Source organism: Saccharopolyspora kobensis, assembly GCF_900108315.1.
Classification (GTDB): domain Bacteria; phylum Actinomycetota; class Actinomycetes; order Mycobacteriales; family Pseudonocardiaceae; genus Saccharopolyspora; species Saccharopolyspora kobensis.
The window spans coordinates 281277-302493 of sequence record NZ_FNVB01000004.1 but is presented as its reverse complement, the minus strand read 5'-3'; the positions used below and the strand labels follow the sequence as shown (position 1 = coordinate 302493).

Below are 21217 nucleotides of genomic sequence, written 5' to 3'. Positions count from 1 at the left end.
CGATCGATCGCGATCACTTATCGTCGTTGGACGCGAGCCCGGGGCCAGGGCGAACCTGGGATCATGAAGAGCATCCCGCTGTCGCTGGCAGCGCCGATCGTGTTCATCTGGGCCAGCGGATTCCCCACCGGGAAGCTCGGCGTCGCCGCCGCTCCCCCGTTCCTGCTGACCACCGTGCGCCTGACAGCGGCCGCCGCGCTGCTCGCGGTGATCGCGAAGTTCTCCCGCGCCGCCTGGCCGCGCGGCAGGCGGCTGGGGCACACGGCCGTCTCCGGGATCCTCACCTACGGCGCGCAGTTCGGCGGCTGCTACGGCGCGATGAGCATCGGCGTGCCGGCTTCGGTGACCGCGCTGGTGATCGCCATGAACCCGGTGCTCACCGCGGCGCTCGCCGCCGTGCTGCTGCGGGAGCGGTTGAGCCGGGCGCGCGTGGCGGGGCTCGTCCTCGGAGTGCTCGCCGTGGTCATCACCCTCGGCGGCCAGGTGCTCGCCGAAGGCACTCCGAACCCGGGAATCCTGCTCGCCCTGATCGGGCTCCTGGGGTTCTCCGCGGGCGGGCTCTACCAGCAGCGGTTCTGCGGCCCGATCGACCCGCGAGCGGGTGGAGCGGTGCAGTCGGCGGCAGCGGCCGTCGCCGTCGGCGTGCTCGCGCCCTTCGAGCACGGCCAGGACGTGCACTGGGCGCAGGCCACCGCGGTGCTGGTGTGGCTGGTGCTGGCGGGCTCGGTGCTGGGCACCACCTGCTACCTGCGGGCGGTCGCCGTGGGCGGGGCGAGCCGGGCGAGTTCCCTGTTCAGCGCCGTGCCGCCGGGCGCGGCGCTGCTGGCCTGGCCGCTGCTCGGCGAGACGCCGACGCCCGCGGTCCTGATCGGCATCGCCCTCGGCGCCGCGGCCTGCCTGCTCGGCACCCGCCCGGAGCCCGCGGCGCGCCGCGCGCGCTCACGGCTTGAAAGCACTCTCAGCGTGTCCGTACATCAGGAGGCGCACCCGGAAGCACTCAGTTCCGCCGAGCAACCACCCGCGCAGAACAACCACTAGGAGGATCTGAGGTACTCCAGCACGGCCAGAACCCGGCGGTTGGTGTCCTCCGAGGTGGTCAGGTCGAGCTTGCCGAAGATGCTCGCGATGTGCTTGCTCACCGCACCTTCGCTGACCACCAGCTGCTGCGCGATCGCCGCGTTGGACCGCCCTTCGGCCATCAGCGCGAGGACGTCGTTCTCCCGCTCGGTCAGCCGCTGCAGCGGAGTCGTGCGGCGGGCGACCAGCTTCGCGATCACCTCCGGGTCCATCGCGGTGCCGCCTGCGGCGACCCGCCGCACCGCGTCGATGAACTGGTCGGCGTTGAAGACCCGGTCCTTGAGCAGGTAGCCGACGCCACCGGCGCCGTCGGCCAGCAGCTCCCGCGCGTACAGCTGCTCGACGTGCTGGGACAGCACAAGCACCGGCAGACCCGGGATCTCGCGCCGCGCGGACAACGCGGCCCGCAGGCCCTCGTCGGTCTGGGTCGGCGGCAGCCGGACGTCGACGACCGCCACGTCCGGCCGCTGCTCGACCAGCGCCCGCTCCAGCTCCGGCCCGGTCTCCACGGCGGCCACCACCTCGAAGCCGTGCGCGGTGAGCAGCGTTCGCAGCCCGTCGCGGAGGAGGAAGAGGTCTTCGGCTAGGACAACGCGCACGGGATCTCCATCGTCGCCGCGGTCGGCCCACCGGGCGGGCTGGTCAGCTGCAGGGTTCCGTCGAACGTACCGATGCGGCGCAGGATTCCGGTCAGCCCGCCCCCGGATTCCGGCGAGGCACCGCCCCGGCCGTCGTCGGTGACCACCACCCGCAGCACCGGCTCGGCGTAGCGCAGCTCGACCCGGATGGACTCCGCCCCGCTGTGCTTGATCGCGTTGGTGATCAGTTCGAGCGTCGCGAAGTAGGCGGCGGTCTCGACGGCGGACGGGCACCGGCCCGGCACGTCGGCCTCGACCTCGATCGGCACGACCAGGTCCAGCGCCACCGCGCGGACCGCGTCGACCAGCCCGCGCTCGGTCAGCACCGGCGGCCGGATGCCGCGGACCAGGGCGCGGAGCTCGGCCAGCGCCAGGCCCGAATCCGCCTTGGTCTCGCCCAGCAGCTCCTTGGCGCGCACCGGATCGCGGTCCACCAGCTGTTCGGCGGCCGAGAGCTTCAGCCCGAGCGCGACCAACCGGGCCTGCGGACCGTCGTGCAGGTCGCGCTCGATGCGCCGCAGCCGGGTGTCCTCGGCCTCGGTCGCGTCGGCCCGGGTCTCGGCCAGTCGACGAACCCGCTGCGCCAGCTCCGCGCTCTCGGTCGGGGCGAGCAGCAGCTTCGTCCAGCGGCCGTGCAGGCGCAGCAGCAGCGGAGCGAGGGCCAGCGCACCGGCACCGGCCAGCAGACCCAGCGGCATCCCGAGCAGCGGCGTGTCCGCGAGCCACTTCGCGGGCGCCCACACCTGCTCCCACGGCGATCCGAACTCGGCGAAGAAACGGCCGACCCACACCCAGAACGGGATCCACAGCCCCCACAGGAAGACCCAGCCGAGCACGGCGAGCGGCGCGAGCAGCAGCGCGGTGACCGGGCCGTCGCCGAGCAGCCACAGCAGGTCCCGCCCGGTGGCCGGATCGGTCATCGCGCGCCGGTAGCGGGCACGGTGCAGCGCCGCGCGCGGCGAGGACTTCAGCTCGCGACCGGCCCGGTAGAGGCCGTCGGCGGTGGGCACCGGCTCGACGAGCGGCTGGTACAGCTCCCCCACCGGGATTCCCGACCACTTCCCCGCGAGCCGCCTGCCGAGCCCGGCCAGCCGCTGCGCGAGCGCGTTGCACCAGGGCCACCACAGGTGCAGCCCGAGCACGTGGGCGAGCACGAACAGGACGACCACCAGCACACCGCAGACCAGGTTCAGGACCGCCAGCGGGACGAGCAGCGCGAACTGCCAGAGCGCCCGCAGCCCGCCGTTGACCCACAGCTGCCACCCGCGCGGCTCGACCACGCCCAGCCGCGAGCGCGTCCACCGCCCGTAGAGCCGCAGCACCGGCTGCCCGCCGATGACCGCCAGCAGGCCCAGCACCGGGCCGACGACCGTGTTGAGCAGCAGCCAGCTCAGGTCCTGCCCCGTCGCCGGATCCTCCGACACCCACTCCACCCGCCGCAGGTACCGGGGCACGCGAGGTGTCCGGTAGACCATCCGGTCGTGCCGGTACCAGCCCTCCGCGTCCGGTTGCGGCTCGGACGGCGGCGGGAGGTACGACGACTCGACCGGCGCCTCGCACCAGTCACCGGACAGCCTGCGGGTCAGGTCGATCGCGCCCCGGCACCACCCCACGATCCGCTCGCCCAGGGCCGGGATTCCCAGCATCGACACGAAGGGCGCCAACGTGTAGGCCGTGAACAGCAGCGGCCCGGGCAGCGCCAGCAGCGCGAGCACCAGGCCTCGCCCGGCAGTTCTGATTCGCATGGGTCGATTCTTTTCGGCGGCGACGGTGTTGACCTTGCAGCTGGTTCCCGACCCGGGGTGGAGTTATCTCCACCCCCGACCGGCAGCCAACCGCATACCGCCGGTTCCGCAGCGAGCCTAACGTCACCGCCATGCCCTCCCCGAACTCGCGGGAACAGGCGGACTTCCGCACCTGCGACCTGCCCCGGCGGACCGGGGCGCAACTGGCCCGCCTGGCCCGCAGCCCGCTGATCGCGCTCTGCGGCCTGGCCGTGCTCGGCGACTTCGCCGCAGGCACCGCGCTGATCATCGCGGCCATCGCGCTCGCGGCGCGGCCGGGCCCCGATCCGATCGCCCGGTTCACCGCGGACCTGCTGGCAGCGCTCGCGGTGGTGCTCGTCGCCGCGGCCCGCGCGACCACTCCGGCGGAGGCGTCCGCGCTGCTCGTGGCGGGTCCGCTGTCCGCGTTGGCGGTGCTGACGGTCGGTCTGCTGTGCGCGCGCCGCCCGCTGCTCGCCTCGATCCTGTTGCTGCCCGGGCTGATCCCGGGTCTCCACTTCACCGCCTCCGGCGCGGCGATCCAGGCGCTGCACGCAGCCAGCGCGGGTGAGCGGCCTGCGCACCTGCTCGTGCTGATCGGCTACGCCCTGGTGGCGGGCAGATCAGCCGACCGCCTCCTGAATGCGCTTCCACGCGGCGAGCACGTGCCTGCGCTCGGTCTGCGGCGAACCGACGGCGAACCGCAACACCGTCCGACCGTCCACTTTGGTGTGCGTCAGGTACAGCTCCCCGGACTCGTTCAGCGATTCCATGATCCGGTAGGTGCGTTCACCGGCCTCCTCGGTGGAGAGCTCCGGGAAACGCGGCCAGAAGCACACCAGCCCGAGCGGGTGCGGCTCCAGCAGCTCGAACCGCGGATCCTCGCGCACCCAGCCGGCGAACTCCTGCGCCAGCCCCACTCCGGCGCGGATGTGCTCGCGCAGCCCGGCGGCCCCGTACCAGCGCAGCACTGACCACAGCTTCAGCGCGCGGAAGCGGCGGCCCAGCGGCACCTGCCAGTCGCGGTAGTCGATCACCTCGCCGGAAGCGGTGGCGGGGTTGCGCAGGTACTCCGGCAGGATCGACAGCGCATCGATCATCGGCCCGCGGTCGGCCAGCCACAGCAGGCTGCAGTCGAAGTTGGTCAGCAACCACTTGTGCGCGTTGGTGCAGTAAGAATCGGCGAACTCGGCGACGCCGTCGTTGATCCAGCGCAGCTCCGGGCACACCGCCGCAACGCCCGCGTAAGCCGCGTCGACGTGCAGCCAGATCCCGCGCGCCCGGCACACCTCGCCGATGGCGCGGACGGGATCGATCGCGGTGGTCGACGTGGTGCCGATGGTCGCGCACACCATGGTCGGCACGGCACCGGCGGCGAGGTCTTCGGCGATCAGGGCGTCCAGGTGCGCCGGATCCATGCCGAGGGTCTCCGGATCGACGGCGACGACCCGGACGTTGTCCGCGCCGATACCGGTCATCCGCGCGGCCCGTTCCAGGGACGAGTGGGTGTGCTCGGAGACGTAGAGGGTGTGCCGCCGCGCGATGCCCCGCTTCGCGACCTCGCCGCCGGCCCGCTGGAGCGCGGCCAGGCAGGCCACCAGCACAGCGCTGGACGCGGAGTCCTGGATGACGCCGCCACCGGCCGCATCGGTCCGGAAGTGCTCGGGCAGCCCGAGCAGCTCGGCCATCCAGTCGACCACGACGGTCTCCAGCTCGGTGCAGGCCGGGCTGGTCGCCCACACCATGCCCTGCACGCCGAGACCGCTGGAGAGCAGATCGCCGAGGATCGACGGGCCGCTGGCGTTGGCCGGGAAGTAGGCGAAGAAGTTGGGGTGCTGCCAGTGCGTCACCCCGGGCATCAGCAGATCATCGAGGTCCCGCAGCACCGCATCGAAGGATTCGCCCTGCTCAGGAGGATGCGCGGGCAGCTGGGCCCGGACCTCCCCCGGCCGCACCTGCGACCGGACCGGATGCGACTCGACACCGGAGAGGTAGTCGGCGACCCAGTCGACGACCTGCTTGCCGAACGCCCGGAACTCCTCCGGAGACATGTGCCCGCTCACCCCGCCAGCCTGCCACCCCCGACCGGCCCCGACCACTGGTCCCTGCGTGCTTCAGAGTCCGTCGAACCGGTCGAAGTGACACGCTTCGGCGAACTGGGGACACCCGTTTCCGGCCCCGCCCAGCCCGATCAGCAGATCCTCCACGGACCGTGGATCACGGCGGTAGCGCGAGACCTGTCGGGTCAGCGCCCGGAAAACCGCCCCGGGCGAGAGGTCGTACAGATCGAGCAAGAACTCGTCCTGGTGCGAGGCCGCGACGTCGTAGCGCTCCAGCGCCGCCGGAGGGAAATCACGGAGGTCCTCCGTGACGATCACTTCCGCATTGCCACGGACCGCGGCGGCGAGAACGTGGCGATCCTTGTGATGGTTCGCCATGCCGTCCACCAGGTCTTCGCATCCGGCCACCTCTGCGCCGGGAAAGTGCACCCGCATCTGTTCCAGGCGGTGTTCAACGGCATGCTCCGGAACTCCGGAGCGCACGAGGTTCCGACGCAATTCCTCCAGCACGTCGGCAGACCAGAGCGGTCGGTACACGTCGTCCTCAGCGATGCTGAGCAGCGACTTGAACAGCACGCACGTATCGAGGAAGGCTCGGATCATCCGTCGTGGTTCAGCGTTCCCGGTCCGAGTCGTTCAGCCGCTCGACGTGTGAGTCTGCAGGTACCTCGTAAAGCCCCGCTTCCTCCGACACGCGGACCATCTCGTCCAGCCCCGCTGCGCGGGCCCGTCGAGCGCGTTCTCGTAGGCGAGCAAGTCGTCCAATCGAATCCGGCGGTGGCGCCCCGGCTGCTCGTACGGGATCTCGCCGGATTCGAGCAGCCGAACGAGCGTGGGACGGGACACGCCGAGCAGCTCCGCCGCCTCGCCTGTGGTCAGCACTGTGTGCCTCGGCGCGACCGTGATCGCAAGACCGCGTGACAGTGCGTAGACCACGTCGTGCAGCACGTCGTACAACTCGTCGGGCAGATCTATCCGCGAGCCATCACGGGTGATCAGCGCAGACGCGTTGCCCTGCACATCCAGCGCGCGCAACAGCCCGAGCAGCTCATCGGCCTTGGCCGGTGGCAGAACCGTGCGTTCACCCGTCCCCCGCATGGCCACCGCGTTAGCAGCGAAACGAACAAAACGAAAGCCGGGCCGCCGCCGGGTCAGGGGGTGTCGGTGGCCATCCAGCGGTAGCCGCGCGGGGTGACCATGCGGTGTCCGACCACAGTGGACTGGGAGGAGCCGACGACGATCGTGGTGGACATGTCCACCTCCGCCGGGTCGAACTCGCCGATCGGGGCGCACCAGACCCGCTGGCCGGTGCGGGTCGCCCGCTGGACCGCACCGACCGGGGTCGTCGCCGGGCGGTGCTCGGCCAGGATCTCCAGCGCTCGGGCCAGCTGCTCGGAGCGCGGGTTGTAGAGGCAGACCACCAGGTCGCCCTCGGCCGCCGCCCGCACGCGGCGTTCGATGACCGCCCACGGCGTGCGCAGGCCGGACAGGCTGATCAGCGCGTGGTCGTGGCCCAGCGGCGCGCCGAGCAGGGCCGACGCCGCCAGCACCGCGGTCACGCCCGGCACGCCGACGACCTCGATGTCGACGTCCGCCTTCTCCAGCGCCGGGCTCGCCATCGCGTGCACGCCGGCGTCGCCGGAGCCGATCAGCGCCACCGCGCGGCCCTCGCGGGCCAGCTCGACCGCTTCGACGGCCCTCGCCTCCTCCTCGCCCAGCCCGGTGGCGCGCACCTCGGTGCCCGGGCGCAGCAGGTGCCGCACCTGGTCGACGTACTGGTCCAGGCCGACCACGACCGAGGCGCGGCGCAGTTCGACGTCGGCGCGCGGCACGCGCAGGTCGGCCGCTCCGGGGCCGATGCCGATCAGCGCCAGCCTGCCCCGGGGGCGGATCCGGGCCGCGGCGACCGTCACGCCGTCGCCCTTGATCTTGGCGGCGACCAGCTCGACCGGCGCTCCGAAGCCGAGCTCGGCGGCGGCGTGCAGCGCCGAGGCCTCCGCGACGCTGGGCGTCCCGGCCCCGGCCTGCACCGCGGGGCTCGGGTTGGGCACCTCGACGGCGGCCAGCACCTCGGCCGGGTAGGTCAGCAGCGACAGCTCGTCGCCGCCGTCCGCGGAGTGCCAGAATCCGAGGTCCTGCACCGCCTCCAGGATGCCGCCCTCCTCGGCCTTGCGGTCGACGCTGGCGATCGCCCGGATCGCGCGCGGGTCCAGGCCGTGCTCGCTGTCCAGGCGCGCGATCGTCTCGGTCACCGCGGTGCGCGAGATGCCGCGCGCGGAGCCGACGCCCACCACCAGGGTGCGCGGGATCAGGCGCAGCGTGTGCTCCTCCACCGCGGTCGGCCGGCGGTCGTCGATCACCACCGTGCACAGCGGCCTCTCGACGTCCGGGGACACGTTCGGCGGCAGGGCGGGCAGCGGGAAGCCGTGCGGGTTGACCAGGCGCACCGGCAGCCCGTCGAGCACCGCCGCACCGCAGGCGACCAAGTCACCGTCCACAGTGGCGTCGAGCTGTTCGACCAGCTCGTCCAGCGGCGTGGTGCCCGCACCGCCGGTGGCCGAGGTGACCACCGGCTGGCAGTCGAGCACGTCGGCGACCTGCTCGGCGAGCACGTCGGCACCACCGGCCTGCGTGCCGGCCAGCGCGATCGCGAAGCGCCGCTCGTCGTCGACGCAGACCACGCCGGGATCGGTGCGCTCGTCGCGCAGCAGCGGCGCCACAAGCCGCACCGCCGACCCGCTGGCCAGGAAGAACACCGCCGCGTCGAGGTGGTCCCAGAGCCGCCGCACGGCGGACCCGATCGGCCCGTCGGCGACGACCGCGTCCGGCCCCAGCCGTGCGGCGAGCTCGGCGGCGGACCGCCGTCCCGCCGCGGTCACCGCGAACAGACCGATCACTGCTGCTCCCCTGCCTGGCCGACACCGCTCACCCGCATGTTCCCACCCGGCGTGAGCGGCGGTGGCGGCTACTGCTTCTTGCAGCCGGAGATCAGGACCACCGGGTTCGCCGCCTCCAGGCGGGACGCCCCGTCCGGGAGCTCCGCGAGGCGGGCCGCGGAGAGCTGGACGCCCTCCACCTCGTAGCCCGCCGAACGCAGCGAGTCGCGAGTCGCGCCGACCCGGTCCAGCGCGGCCAGCGCCACCACGACGCGGGCCGCCCCGGCGTGCGCGCAGGCGGTGACGACATCGCTGCCGCCGGAGCCGACGAAGATCGAGTCCGGCCGGGGCAGGTTCCGCAGCACCTGCGGCGATTCGCCCTCCTCCACCCGGACGTCCACGCCGTGCCCGGCCGCGTTTGTGATCAGCCGCACCGCCTGCGTCTCGTCGGACTCCACCGCGATCACCGCCGCGCCCAGCCGGGCGCACTCCACGGCCACCGAGCCGGAACCCGCGCCGACGTCCCACACCAGCGCTCCCGGGCGCGGCGCGAGCTTGGCCAGCGCCACCGCGCGCACCTCGGCGCTGGTGATCATGCCATCGCGGTGCGAGAACTCGTCCTCGGCCAGCGCCCAGCCGGTGGCCGGCGGCACCGGCTCACCACCGGCGATCCAGCCGCGGTGCGGCACGTCGTCCAGATCGGCCAGCGACAGCACGATGTTCGGTTCGCGCCAGGTGCGCTTGGCCGCCTCCGCCGGATCCAGGGTGACGATCGACTCGTTCGGCCCGCCCAGGTCCTCGGCGACCACCATGGTGCGCCGCCACCCGGTCAGCCCCGAGCCGATCTGCGCGGGTCCGGCCTTCGGCGCGGTCGTCAGCACCACCACGGCCGGGCGCGCGCGGCAGACGTTGATCGCGCGGCCGAGGTCCTGGCCGCCGGCGTTGACCACCACCACGTCGTCCCAGGAGCGGCCGATGCGGGCCATCAGCTGCTGCACGCTGGAGGTCGACGGCAGCACCGTGCACCGGATGCCGCGCTCGCGCAGCGCGCGCACCGCGCCGAAGAAACCGGGATCACCCGAGGCCAGCACCACGCCGTGCTCGTCGCCGGAGAGCGCGGACAGCGCGTTCAACGCCGGTTCCAGCGGGCCCAGCTCCAGCCTGCGCGCGTGCTCGGGCGCATGCGCGTCCAGGTGCCGCTTGCCCCCGACCACCAGCCGAGCCGACTCCAGCTCCTGCTCAGCGCCCTTGGGCAGGGCGCCGCCGTCGATCCCGATCACCGTGACTGCCACGTCACCCACCTCACCTCGGCAGCCGCGACCGCGCGTTCCACCCCGAACGCGCGACCGGCGGCCGCACACCTCGCTGAACTGCTCCCATACTGCTGCCTCCGGCCACCGAACCGGTGCGCACACGCCGCGTCCACTTCGGACGAAGCGGTTCGGATCACTCGCCCTGCTCGTCCGGCTTGGCCGCGGGCTTGCGCTTGGCCGCGGGCTTCGCCTTCGCCGCCGTCGCGGATTTCGCCCGCTTGGCCGCGGTGGTCTTCGTCGTCTTGGTCGCGGTCCGCTTGGCCGGGGTTGCCTTCGCGGTGGCCCGGGTCGTCGTGGTGCTCGCCGCGGAGGTCCGCCGCGACTTCGGCGCGGCCTCGACGGCAACGGGCTGCTCGCTGACCGCGGATTCGACGGCTTCCGCGGGCTCGGCCACGGCCTCATCGGCGAACAGCTGCGACTGCGCCGCGTCCACGCGCGGCACCGCGCGGGTCGCCGCGACCCGCGCCGCTCCGCGAGCGCTCTCCTGCCAGTCGCGCACCGCCCACCAGGCCACGTCGGAGTCCTTGACCCCGTTGGTGCCGCGCGGCTTCGCCGGGCCGGGCTCGACGCTGCGGCGGCGCGGAGCGGTCGGGCGCAGCGCGCGCCGGGCGACCGGCTCCGCGCGCCGGAAGTGGTAGGAGTTCGTGCGGGAACCGGCGAGGCTCTTGCCGACGATGAACAGCGCGTTGCGCCAGAGCTTGCGCTGCTTGACGGTCTTCTCCAGCTCACCGATGGTGGTGCGCACCAGCAGCTCGTCGGGCCAGCTGACCTTGTAGGCGACCAGCACCGGCGTGTCGTCCGGGTAGCCGCCTGCACGCAGCTCCTCGACCAGCTGCGCGGTGCGCGAAGCGGAGAGGTACAGCGCCATGGTGGTGCCGTGCTTGGCGAACTCGCGCACCTCCTCGCCTGTGGGCGTCGGCGTCCGGCCGCCCTCCAGGCGGGTCACCACCAGCGACTGGGCGACCTCGGGCGCGGTCAGCTCGCGGCCGACGGCGGCAGCCGCCGCGGAGAACGCCGCGACGCCGGGCACGATCTCGACCTCGACGTTCATCCGGGAGCACGCGTCGTGCTGGTCCTGGACGGCGCTCCACATCGACGGATCGCCGGAGTGCACGCGGACGACCTTGAGCTTGTCCCGCTCGGCGCGGCGGTAGATCTCCAGCGCCTCCTCGCGGGTCAGGCGGGAGGAGTCGATCAGCTCGGCGTCGCCGCGGGCGTGCTCCTGGATGCACTCCGGCGCGACCGCGCTCGCCGACCACACCACCACGTCGGCCTCGGCGATCCGCCGCGCGCCGCGGACCGTGATCAGGTCGGCCGCGCCCGGACCGGCACCGATGAACGAGATCCGGCCAGTCACCATTGCTCTCCTCTTCCGCCTCGGGGTGGAAGTACCAACACAGCGGACGAATGCGGCGCGTCGTCCACTTCGGACAGCGGGCGCGGGCACCCGGCGCTCGGCACGCGGCTCACCGGGCCGCCGCCCGCTTTCGCAGGCCCTGACCGTACCGCGTGGCCACGGCCCCTCCCCCAGCGCGGTCACGTCCCGCGCAGCGCTTGTCACGGCACGTGATGCGCCCGCACCGAAAGGCCTCGAACCGGTGATCAGCTGCGTTGCAGCGACGCGCGGCACGACCTCGGTCGGTAACCGCGCTGGGCCGACCGTGCGGGCTGCGGACGGCGAGCGCCCGGCGTGGCGAAGCCCACGCTGCCGTCCTGATCACGCGCACCGCGCCACGAACCGCTCGACGGAGCCGGGCTGCCCGGCGGGATGGGTGTGCAAGTAGGAGGCGTGCACGCCGCGGTCGACGAAACCCTCGCGCTGCGGCCCCGCACCGCTCCGCCAGAACCACGCGGGTGCTCCGGCGGCGGGCTCCAGGACGGTGCGGTGGAACTCGTGCCCGCTCACCCGCGAGCCTTCCGCGAACAGCGCGGAGTCGGCAGCGGCCACGGCATCCCGGTAACCGAGCGTCAAGCGCGACGACATCCGCGCCCGCGCGTCGAGCACTCCGCACAGCGGATGCCCGTCCAGCTCCCGGGACAGGTACAGCAGTCCCCCGCACTCGGCGTGCACCGGCGCACCGTCGGCGGCGAACGCGGCGACTTCCCGGCGCAGCGCGGTGTTCGCGGACAGCTCGGCCGCGTGCTGCTCCGGGAATCCGCCCGGCAGCACCAAACCCGCGGCGCCCTCGGGCAGCCGTTCGTCGTTGAGCGGGTCCACGACGGCGATCCGGGCACCGGCGGCTTCGAGCAGTTCGACGTGCTCGGCGTAGGCGAAGGTGAACGCCCGGCCACCGGCCACCGCGACCACCGGCGAACCTTGCGGCGCCACTTCGTCCCGCGGGTTCCAGGCGGGCCCGGGCAGTTCCGGAGCCGACCGCGCGATCTCGGCGACGGCGTCGAGATCCACCGACCTGGCAACGATTTCCGTCATCGCCTCGACCGCCCGCACTGCCTCGGTGCCGTGCTCGACGGCGGTGACGAGCCCGAGGTGCCGGGACGGGACGGCGAGGTCGTCGGCGCGCGGGATGGCACCGAGCACCGGCAGCCCGGCGGCGTCCGCGGCCTCGCGCAGCACCTCCTCGTGGCGCGGCGAACCGACGCGGTTCAGGATCACGCCCGCCACCCGGACCTCGGGCCGGTAGCCGCGGAAACCGTGCAGCAGCGCGGCGAGGCTGTGGCTCTGCCCCCGCGCGTCGACCACCAGCACGACCGGCGCGTCCAGCAGCTGCGCCACGTGCGCGGTGGAACCGGCCGCCAGCCCGTCGCCGGAACCGATGCGGCCGTCGAACAGCCCCATCACGCCTTCCACCACGGACAGCTCCGCCGCCCCGTGCCGGAACAGCGGCGCGATCCGCTCCTCGCCGACCAGCACCGGATCGAGGTTGCGCCCCGGGCGCCCGGCGGCGATCCGGTGGTACCCGGGATCGATGTAGTCCGGGCCGACCTTGAACGGCGCGACGTCGGTCCCGCGCCGCCGCAGCGCTCCGAGCAGCCCGGTGGCCACGGTCGTCTTCCCCTGCCCGGAGGCCGGTGCCGCGATCACCACCCGGGCATGGGACGGGGACGGTCCGGTCACCACTCGATGCCCTTCTGGCCCTTCTGGCCGTCGTCCATGGGGTGCTTGACCTTGGTGGTCTCCATGACGAGGTCGGCGGCGTCCAGGAGCGCCCGCGGCGCGTAGCGGCCGGTGATCACGACGTGCTGGTGGCCGGGGCGGTCGCGCAGGGTGGCGACCACCTCGTCGACGTCGATCCAGCCCCAGTGCAGCGGATAGGTGAACTCGTCCAGCACGTACATGCCGTGCTGCTGCTCGCCGATCCGGCGCGCGATCTCGCGCCAGCCCTCCAGCGCGGCGGCGGCGTGGTCCTCCTCGCTGCCCTTCTTGCGCGCCCAGGACCAGCCCTCGCCCATCTTGTGCCACTCGACGGGGCCGCCCTCGCCGGTCTGCTCGTGCAGCCGACCCAGCGCGCGGAACGCGGTCTCCTCGCCGACGCGCCACTTCGCGGACTTGACGAACTGGAACACCCCGATCGACCAGCCCTGGTTCCAGCCGCGCAGCGCGAGCCCGAACGCGGCGGTGGACTTGCCCTTCATCTCACCGGTGTGCACCACGACCAGCGGCCGGTTGCGGCGCTGGCGGGTGGTGAGTCCGTCGTTCGGCACGCTGGAAGGCTGTCCCTGAGGCATACCCAGACCCTAACCAATTCGGTCGTGAGCGCCGGTGCAGCAGCCCCGGCGGACCGCGGCTGCGATCCCCTCACCGCTGCCGGAACGCGGCCAGCTGTTCGTCCAAGTAGCGGGCCAGCCGCGGTTTGTCGGCCGGGCTGAAGGTGTTCCAGCGCTGGCCGTCGTGGTTCTGGCGGGTGGTGACGCTGTAGCGGCCCTCCTCGGTGTCCCGCCAGCCGACCGCGGGCAGCCGCACCTGCCGGCCGCTCGCGTCGACGCCGCTCACCACGAAGTAGCCCACGCTGCGCACCGGCAGCGCCATGATCCGCTCCACCTTGCGCAGGTCCCCGCCACCGCGACCGGAAGCGCTGGGCTGCGCGGCGCTGAGCCAGGAATCCGGCTCGGCACCGGGTTCGGGCTGCGGCTCACCGGCGACGGAGACGGTGCCGGTGTCGAGCTTGCCCGCGGGTACTTCCGGCAGCAGCCCGACGCAGATCCGCGCCAGCCCCCGGACGTCGGCGAACTCGACCCGCACGCCCCGCTCGTCCTGGATCGCGACGACCCCGGTCCGGCCTCCCGCGACCACCCGGGCCCGGAAGACGGTGTCCGACCGGCCGTCGTAGGAGGTCACCGCCACCGAGACCTCCGAGCGGTGCAGCAGGTTCAACGCTTGCTCGAGCTCCGGCTCGGCCCGGCCGCGATCGGCGAGGCGGCGCTGCTCGAGATCGGCCCAGACGCTCTTGCGGAGCCTGCCGCGCTCGTCGAGGGTGGCGCTGAAGTGCGGGATCTCGAACGGCGGCTGCCGCAGGTTCAGCCGCAGGTCCTCGCTGAGGATGTCCACCGCTTCGGCGGACAGAGTGAACGAATTGATCACCATTCCCCCTGTGGGCGCGCGCCGATTCCCCGGAAAAACATCGGTTTTCCGGGAAATCGAGCGGAACAGTCGAAGTTATTCGCCGAAAACCGGCGGTGCGACCTTCGGCAGCCCGAGGTCGTCCCAAGCCTCGTCGGTGTCGAGCACGTACTTGCTCTCGTGCTCGTTGTCCTCCTCGGAATTGCCGCCCTGGCCACGGCCCGCGGCCCCGGCGCCCATCCCGGCACCACCGCGGGCACCGGCGGCACCGGCACCACCAGCACCGCCGCCGACCCCGGCGCTCCCCGCGGCGCCGAACCCGCCGGCACCGGCCCGGCCACCGGCACCGAGCTGGTTGCCCGCACCACCGACGCCGCCGGCGCCCAAGCCACCGAGCCGACCGGCACCACCGGCACCGCCGCCACCACCGGGACGGCCCATGCCACCGGCACCGCCGGGAGCGGTGCCCGGACGCCCCAGGCCGCCACCGGGCCCGGGCCGCTGCTGGCCGGGCGGGAGCGGGGCCCAGTTGCCGTTGTAGGGATTGCGCCGCTCCCACTGCCCGGTGCGCGGGTTCCACCGGGTGTCGGACCCGCCACCGGAACCGGTCGGCGTCTGCTGCCACACGGCGTTCGTCTGGCTCGGCGACGGGGGCGGCGGCGGAACCGAGGAGCTGCCGGGCCCGCTGCCCTGCCCCGTCGGACTCGCCCAAGCCGACTGGGTGACCGCGGGCGTGTTCGAAACGTTGGTGGACGGGTCGACCGTCCCGATCGGCCGCCGCGTCTCCGGCGGCGGCCCGACCTCGTCCGGCCCCCGCGGCGCCGGCACGAAAGCGGGAGTCTGCGCCGCGGCCCGCCCGAAGTCGCCTTCCATGGTCGACATGACCTGGGCGGCTTCGGCGTGCGCTGCCTGGCTCTTCTCCTGCTTCTCGATGATGTCGTTCGCCCGGCTGATCGCGGTGAACGGGTTGGGATCGGAGAAGTAGTTCTTGAGCTCCTGCTTCATGTCGAACTCGACGACCTCGGGCATCGAGTTCTTGGCCCGCTCCCCGGCCTCGGCCTGCATGCCGATCTGGTTGGCGGTCAGCTGAGCGGCGTTCCCGGAGTGCGCCATGTGCTCGGCCAGCTGCCCGACGTGCTTGCGCATCGCATCACCGGCCTCCCCCCGCCAGGTCTCCTCCGTCTTGGCCGCCGCTCTGCTGATCTGATCGGCGAAGTCGAGGAACTTCTCACCGTGCCCGTGGTAGATGCGGCCGACGTCGTGCACCGCGGTCGGATCGAAGTTCTCCTTGACGAACCGGTCCATCTCCTTGTGCTCGAAGGAGAGGTAGTGGGTGTTGCCGAGCTCCCCGGGCTTCTCCCGCAGCTCCTGGTCCGTGGCCAGCGCCTGCGCCTGCTCCTGCCCGTACTTGGTGGCTTCCTGCTTGGCGTAGGCCTGGGACAGCGCCTGGTTCAGCGCATCGCCGACCAGCCAGACGTCCGAGACGTCGGAGTACTTCTGCTGCCCCTGCTGGTAGGCCTGTTGCTCGACATCTGCGATGTACTGGTTTCCACCACCCGGCGGCGACGTCATGACTTCCCCCAATTCCTTTTAAGTTCTCTGCAGACCTGTCAGTTCTTCGGAAGGTTCGCCAACACCAACGGCGCAGCCTCCTGCACCGTCTGGCATGCCGCTTCGGTGTCTTGCACAACCGAGCTGACCTGGATGACCCCCTTGGAAGAGAGGGGGAAGAACGCACCGCAGTCGCCGGGACCAACGAGCTCGCGCACGCGCTTGCCGTCCACACCCGCGACGGAGACCGTATCGACGGTGCCGTCCGTAAGGTTCATCTCGTCCACGGTCTTGTCGCTGTGCACGACGACGGAAATAACCCCTCCGGCAACCTTGAAGTCGCACGCAGGGGCTCCAGCGATCCGTTTGGCTTCTCCTGAACCTTCGATGCCCAACTTCGTCGCATCGGCCTGGTTCAACACCTCACAGGGATCAACAGCCTCTGCCACGCTGCTTCCAGGCGACGCGCTCTCACTGGTTTCAGCTGAACCACTGCCGGTTCCGCCGCTGCCCGGTGCACCGCAGCCCGCAGCCCCCACCACGAGAAAGACGGCCACGCCAGCGATCACAGACTTCGACATCGACCTACGCACCTGAGTAAACCCCGTTCTCAATCCCGCACGCCGATACTGCCAGCGTTGCCCTCGTCCACATCCTGGTAGAGCTGGATCCCCTTCTTGATCGCCTCGATGACCTCGGGCACCCGCTCCTTCATCTGCAGGATCAGCTCTTGGTACGACTTTCCATCCCCACCTGCCGCCACCTGCTTGTTGAACTCCGCGATCGCCTTGCCCCCCGGGCTGTCACCCAAAGGCGTTCGCGATTTCAAGGTGAGCAAATCCGACTGCATCGACGGCAGAGCGTTGTCCTGGAAGTCCTGGAAGATCTTGATCAGCTCGTTGCCCGCCTCGGGCGTGACCGTGAACGAGCCGCTGTTGGCCGCGCTGATGATGCCCTGCATTGCGTCGTTGGTAGCCGCAAGACCTGCGACCGCCCCACCGATCGCGCCGAATGCCTCCGCCATCGGAACCCCACCCCCAGGTAAGTCCGTTCCGGCCTCAAACGGATAGGAACCTAGCACCAGCTTCCTCGCGCGTAGGTCACGAAGAAGCCATTTCGCAACCCGGGGCGCAAATCGCACACCAATGGAGCAAACCCGCTTCCGCCGAGGAGGCCAGCCGGTTCACTCCCACCCGCCGAAGTGGTCCAGATCACCGATCTCGCAAGGCGCGCGTCCGCGAGCATGGACGGGTCCTACACCGGAGGAGTCGTTCGATGTCGTCCACCAGGCCACCTCTGGTGCTTTCCGCCGCCACCCTCATCTCCAACTTCGACCGCTTCTCGGTCACTCCGATGCTGGTGCTGATCGCGTTCGGGATGCAGGTTCCGCTGGCGTCGGCCGTCGCGGCCGCCAGCGGTTACTTCCTCGCCTACGGGCTCATGCAGCCGGTGTGGGGAATGCTGTCGGACCGGTTCGGTCGTATCGTGGTCATGCGCGGCACGCTGCTGGGCGCGGCGGCCGCCGGCATCGCGTCCGCGCTGGCGCCGAACCTGGTCGCGCTGGTCATCGCGCGCGCGATCGCGGGCGGGTGCATGGGCGCCATCGTCCCGTCGTCGCTGACCTACGTCGGGGACACGGTTTCCCCGGAACTGCGGCAAGGCGCGCTCTCCGACCTCATGGCCGCCTCGGCGCTGGGCACGGCGATGGCCACCGCGGTCGGCGGTGTGCTCGCGAGTTTCCTCGACTGGCGGCTGGTTTTCGCGATTCCCGCGCTCTGCTCCGCGCTGTGCGCCGCGCTGATCGGCAGGCTTCCCGAGCCGGAGCGCGCTCAGGTCGGCGGCGTGCGCAAGCACCTGAGCACCGTGCTGACGAATCGCTGGGCGCTGCTGGTGTTCGGGCTGGTCTTCGTGGAAGGCGCGGTGCTGCTGGGCATCCTGACGTTCCTGCCGTCGGCGCTGGTGCACCGCGGTGTCGACGTCGCCGTGGCGGGCTTGGCCGCGGCCACCTACGGCATCGGCGTGTGGGTGTTCTCCCGCGTGGTCAAGGCGCTGGGGCGGCGGCTCGCGGTGTGGCAGCTGATCGCGATCGGCGGTTCGTCGATGGCGATCGGCTACCTGGTCGTGACGCTGCGGACCGACATCGCGGCGGTGGTGGTCACGGCGTTGCTGCTCGGTGGCGGCTGGTCGTTCATGCACTCGTCCCTGCAGACCTGGGCCACCTCGGTGGTCCCCGAAGCCCGCGGGCTGGCGATGGCGCTGTTCGCCTCAGCCCTGTTCCTCGGCAGCGCGACGGCTGCGGCAGCAGCCGGCCCGTTCGCCGAAAACGGCTCCTACGCACTGCTCTTCGGCGCCGCCGCGACGGTCGCGGTCCCGCTGCTGATCACTGCGTCCGCGTGCCACCGCCGCTACCAGTCCCGCACGACCGTCTGAGCGGCGCACCACCACCGCTCCCGACTCCGGTGCAAAAAGGGCCCCCGCACTCAACCGGCCTGGGGGTCGCCGGGAGCGCGGGGGCACTTCGCAAGTCCACCCCTGGGGGTCAGGTGGACGGCAGTCACCGTACCAATCCGACCAGCGGGTCGGTACTCGCAATCTGCAATCTCGTAACCAAAACGAGATCAAGCGGCCTGCGGGCGTTCATCCCGGACAGCGCGCACCACACCCGCGACGTTCTCCGCGGAGAGCTCTTCGAGCCGCAGGCACGGACCACCGAGAGCAGCGGCCAGCTTGGCGGGCAGTCCCAGCCGGACCATCCCGCTCTCGCAGTCCACGACGATCGATGCCGCCCCCGTCCCGGCCACCAGGCCGGCGGCCCGCAGCGCATCGGCCACCGCGCGCTGAGCGCGATCACGACCGCTCAGCCCGGAATCAACCGCCACGGTGGCCTTCCCGTCGGTGAGCAGCACGACCAGCGCGCGGCGCTGCGGATCACGCGTCCGCTCCCGCTGCACCACCCGCTGGACCTGCAACAACCCGTCGGCGAGCGGGGTGCGGCCACCCGTGCGCAGCCCGCGCATGCGTGCCGCCGCGATGTCCACAGAGGACGTCGGAGGCAGCGCGAGCTCCGCCGAATCACCCCGGAAGGTCACCACGCCGACCTTGTCCCGCCGCTGGTAGGCGTCCCGCAGCAGCGACAGCACCGCGCCGCTGACGGCGGACATCCGCTCCCTGGCGGCCATCGACCCGGAGGCGTCCACCGCGAACAGCACCAGGTTCCCCTCGCGCCCTTCCCGGATGCCGCGCCGCAGGTCCTCGGACCGCAGCACCAGTCCCGGACCGCTGCGACCCCGTGCGACCTGGTGCGGTGCAGCGGCCGCCAAGGTCGCCGCCACGTGGACGCCATGTCCTTCCACAGTGGACGGCCGCGTCGTCCGGCCGCTCCGCGAACGCGACCGCGAGCGCCGTCCCGGCGCCCCGTCGCCGAGTCCCGGCACCTCCAGCAGCCGCGCCCGGAACGCCGGCGTCGGCGCCGCCGGCGCCTTGTCCGCCGGTGCGCGCCCGTCGCTGCGCTCCTCCGCGCCGCTTCCGCCGGACGGCTCCGCCGGCTCCTCCGGAGCCTGCCCACCGCCGTCCGGGCCGTCCGGCCCGTCCGGCGGCTCCGGCCCGTCCTCGGCGTGCTCCGCCGCCTCGGCGAGCGCTTGTTCCAGCTGGTCCTCGGCCATGCCGGGTTCGTCGAAGGGATCCCGGCGGCGCCGGTGCGGCAGCGCGAGCCGGGCGGCTGCCTCGACGTCCTCCGCGACGACCGCGTCGGCTCCGCGCCAGGCCGCGTGCGCGATCGCGGTGCGGGCCAGCACGAGGTCGGCGCGCATCCCGTCGACGTCGAAGGACGCGCACAGCGCGGAGATCCGGCGGAGTTCGGCGTCCGGCAGCTGCACCCGCGGGACCCGGTCGCGCGCGATGCGGATGCTCTCGGCCAGCTCCGCGTCGGCCTCGGCCCACTTCGCGGCGAATCCGGCCGGGTCGGCTTCGAAGGCCAGCCTGCGGCGGACCACCTCGGTGCGGGTGGCGACCTCCCGCGAGGCCGCGACGTGCACGGTGAGGCCGAACCGGTCGAGCAGCTGCGGCCGCAGCTCGCCCTCCTCCGGGTTCATCGTGCCCACCAGCAGGAACGACGCCGCGTGCGAGACCGAAACGCCCTCCCGCTCGACGTGCGCGCGGCCCATCGCGGCGGCGTCCAGCAGCAGGTCGACCAGGTGGTCGTGCAGCAGGTTGACCTCGTCGACGTACAGCACGCCGCGGTGGGCGGCGGCGAGCAGACCGGGCTGGAAGGCGCGGACGCCCTCGGTCAGCGCCCGCTCCAGGTCGAGCGAACCGATCAGGCGGTCCTCGGTGGCGCCCACCGGCAGCTCGACGAGCTGCGCCGGGCGCTGCGCCGCGGTCGAGCCGTGCGGCCCGTCCGGGCACTGCGGGTCGGGGCTGGTCGGAGCGCAGCCGAAGCGGCAGTCGGAGATCACATCGAGCGGCGGCAGCAGCGAGGCGAGCGCGCGCACCACGGTGGATTTCGCCGTGCCCTTCTCACCTCGCACCAGCACTCCGCCGATTCGCGGGTGCACGGCGTTGAGCAGCAGCGCCAGCCGCAGATCGTCGTGGCCGACGACGGCCGAGAAGGGGAAGCGCGGAGCAGCGGTCATGCCGGGTTCCTTCCTCGGGGTGCGGACGCCCCGGTGGCGGGAACAAGGGGGTGCAGTGTCCTGACTCCCGGATCTCCGCGCCCCTCCGGCCTTCCCAGGTCGCCCCGGTGGCTCTCGGGGGAGGGCCGCTCCCCGGTCACAGTGGCGCCGACCGTGCCGGATTCGCACCGGCTTCCTGCCGCACCCCTTGCATTCGGATCATGGAGCATCGTCGCAGAACCGGCGCGGCGGACCAACCGCGCGAGACGCGCACCACTGCGATCACGCCCGGCGGCGCGGCTCCCGGCGCATGTCGACGTGCGGAATGCCGTCCTCGAGGTACTCCTCGCCCTCCTCGACGAACCCGAAGGAGCGGTAGAACTCCTTGGCGTAGGTCTGCGCGGCGAGCACCGCGGGCGCGTGCTGCACCTCGGCGACGGCGGCGCGCATCAGCTTGCGCCCGAGCCCCAGCCCGCGCGCGGACTTGGCGGTGCACACCCGCCCGATCCGGAAAGTGCCGTCGGGATCTTCCAGCAGCCGCAGGTAGCCCAGCACGTATCCGTCGGCCGAGTCGATCCAGAAGTGCCGGGTGGTCTCCTCCAGATCGCGCCCGTCCAGCTCCGGGTACGGACACTCCTGCTCGACGACGAACACGTCGACGCGCAGGCGCAGCATCCGGTAGAAGTCCTCGGCGTCCAGGTCCGCGGTGTAAGCGCGGTGGACGGCGGTCGCGAGCGGCTGGAGGGTCATCCCTACTTGGATATCACAACGGGGTCTCGAAACCCGCATTCACCTGCACCGGAGTAGTCA

General features: G+C 72.3%; 18 protein-coding genes and 1 riboswitch. Of the genes, 2 read left to right on the top strand and 16 right to left on the bottom strand.

The window, feature by feature from the left end:
* Positions 1-63 precede the first annotated feature (63 nt).
* A complete protein-coding gene (locus tag C4T78_RS14245; protein WP_093344697.1) occupies positions 64-1038 on the top strand; it encodes a DMT family transporter in 975 nt (324 codons plus the stop codon).
* On the opposite strand, the gene C4T78_RS14240 is transcribed toward C4T78_RS14245, so the two are convergent.
* The 14 genes from C4T78_RS14240 to C4T78_RS14175 form a co-directional block, all read right to left on the bottom strand.
* Positions 1035-1676, bottom strand: coding sequence for a response regulator (locus C4T78_RS14240; protein ID WP_093344695.1), 642 nt, complete (start codon positions 1674-1676; stop codon positions 1035-1037). The two genes, C4T78_RS14245 and C4T78_RS14240, sit on opposite strands and share 4 nt — an antisense overlap.
* Positions 1661-3460: a sensor histidine kinase gene (locus tag C4T78_RS14235; protein ID WP_093344693.1), complete on the bottom strand. Its 1800-nt coding sequence runs from the start codon at positions 3458-3460 to the stop codon at positions 1661-1663. The genes C4T78_RS14240 and C4T78_RS14235 overlap by 16 nt, the downstream gene beginning before the upstream one ends.
* A gap of 641 nt (positions 3461-4101) precedes the next feature.
* Positions 4102-5529 (bottom strand): pyridoxal-dependent decarboxylase, encoded by a 1428-nt coding sequence (locus tag C4T78_RS14230; protein WP_093344690.1) that lies wholly within the window; start codon positions 5527-5529, stop codon positions 4102-4104.
* A gap of 63 nt (positions 5530-5592) precedes the next feature.
* Positions 5593-6141 carry a PIN domain-containing protein gene (locus C4T78_RS14225; RefSeq protein WP_093344688.1) on the bottom strand — a complete coding sequence of 183 codons (549 nt, stop codon included), beginning with the start codon at positions 6139-6141 and terminating at the stop codon, positions 5593-5595.
* Between the two features lie 33 nt (positions 6142-6174).
* The gene (locus C4T78_RS14220) at positions 6175-6636 is read right to left on the bottom strand and encodes an excisionase family DNA-binding protein (protein ID WP_220389069.1); all 462 of its coding nucleotides are present in this window, start codon (positions 6634-6636) and stop codon (positions 6175-6177) included.
* 53 nt (positions 6637-6689) lie between these two features.
* Positions 6690-8435, bottom strand: a complete 1746-nt coding sequence (gene cobJ, locus C4T78_RS14215) for a precorrin-3B C(17)-methyltransferase (RefSeq protein WP_093344685.1) — start codon at positions 8433-8435, stop codon at positions 6690-6692.
* Positions 8436-8503: 68 nt separating this feature from the next.
* Positions 8504-9706 (bottom strand): precorrin-6y C5,15-methyltransferase (decarboxylating) subunit CbiE, encoded by a 1203-nt coding sequence (gene cbiE, locus C4T78_RS14210; protein WP_093348134.1) that lies wholly within the window; start codon positions 9704-9706, stop codon positions 8504-8506.
* 154 nt (positions 9707-9860) lie between these two features.
* On the bottom strand, positions 9861-11087 hold the full coding sequence (gene cobM / locus C4T78_RS14205; RefSeq protein WP_093344682.1) for a precorrin-4 C(11)-methyltransferase: 1227 nt from the start codon (positions 11085-11087) through the stop codon (positions 9861-9863).
* A gap of 357 nt (positions 11088-11444) precedes the next feature.
* Entirely contained in the window at positions 11445-12806 is a 1362-nt protein-coding gene (locus C4T78_RS14200) for a cobyrinic acid a,c-diamide synthase CobB (RefSeq protein ID WP_093344680.1), read from the bottom strand.
* Positions 12800-13414, bottom strand: coding sequence for a cob(I)yrinic acid a,c-diamide adenosyltransferase (gene cobO / locus C4T78_RS14195; protein WP_093344677.1), 615 nt, complete (start codon positions 13412-13414; stop codon positions 12800-12802). The genes C4T78_RS14200 and cobO overlap by 7 nt, the downstream gene beginning before the upstream one ends.
* 70 nt (positions 13415-13484) lie before the next feature.
* On the bottom strand, positions 13485-14267 hold the full coding sequence (locus C4T78_RS14190) for an ESX secretion-associated protein EspG (protein WP_093348131.1): 783 nt from the start codon (positions 14265-14267) through the stop codon (positions 13485-13487).
* Positions 14268-14342: 75 nt separating this feature from the next.
* A complete protein-coding gene (locus C4T78_RS14185) occupies positions 14343-15818 on the bottom strand; it encodes a PPE domain-containing protein (protein WP_093344675.1) in 1476 nt (491 codons plus the stop codon).
* Positions 15819-15856: 38 nt separating this feature from the next.
* Positions 15857-16378 (bottom strand): DUF3558 family protein, encoded by a 522-nt coding sequence (locus tag C4T78_RS14180; RefSeq protein WP_093344673.1) that lies wholly within the window; start codon positions 16376-16378, stop codon positions 15857-15859.
* A gap of 29 nt (positions 16379-16407) precedes the next feature.
* Entirely contained in the window at positions 16408-16821 is a 414-nt protein-coding gene (locus tag C4T78_RS14175; protein WP_093344670.1) for a hypothetical protein, read from the bottom strand.
* Positions 16822-17072: 251 nt separating this feature from the next.
* Between C4T78_RS14175 and C4T78_RS14170 the strand changes: the two genes are divergently transcribed.
* Positions 17073-18227 carry an MFS transporter gene (locus tag C4T78_RS14170; protein ID WP_093344668.1) on the top strand — a complete coding sequence of 385 codons (1155 nt, stop codon included), beginning with the start codon at positions 17073-17075 and terminating at the stop codon, positions 18225-18227.
* Between the two features lie 188 nt (positions 18228-18415).
* On the opposite strand, the gene C4T78_RS14165 is transcribed toward C4T78_RS14170, so the two are convergent.
* Complete coding sequence (locus C4T78_RS14165; RefSeq protein WP_093344665.1) at positions 18416-20428, bottom strand: putative cobaltochelatase; 2013 nt, start codon at positions 20426-20428, stop codon at positions 18416-18418.
* 39 nt (positions 20429-20467) lie between these two features.
* Positions 20468-20649, bottom strand: a riboswitch (cobalamin riboswitch).
* Between the two features lie 40 nt (positions 20650-20689).
* On the bottom strand, positions 20690-21157 hold the full coding sequence (locus C4T78_RS14160; protein WP_177247336.1) for a GNAT family N-acetyltransferase: 468 nt from the start codon (positions 21155-21157) through the stop codon (positions 20690-20692).
* Positions 21158-21217 lie beyond the last annotated feature (60 nt).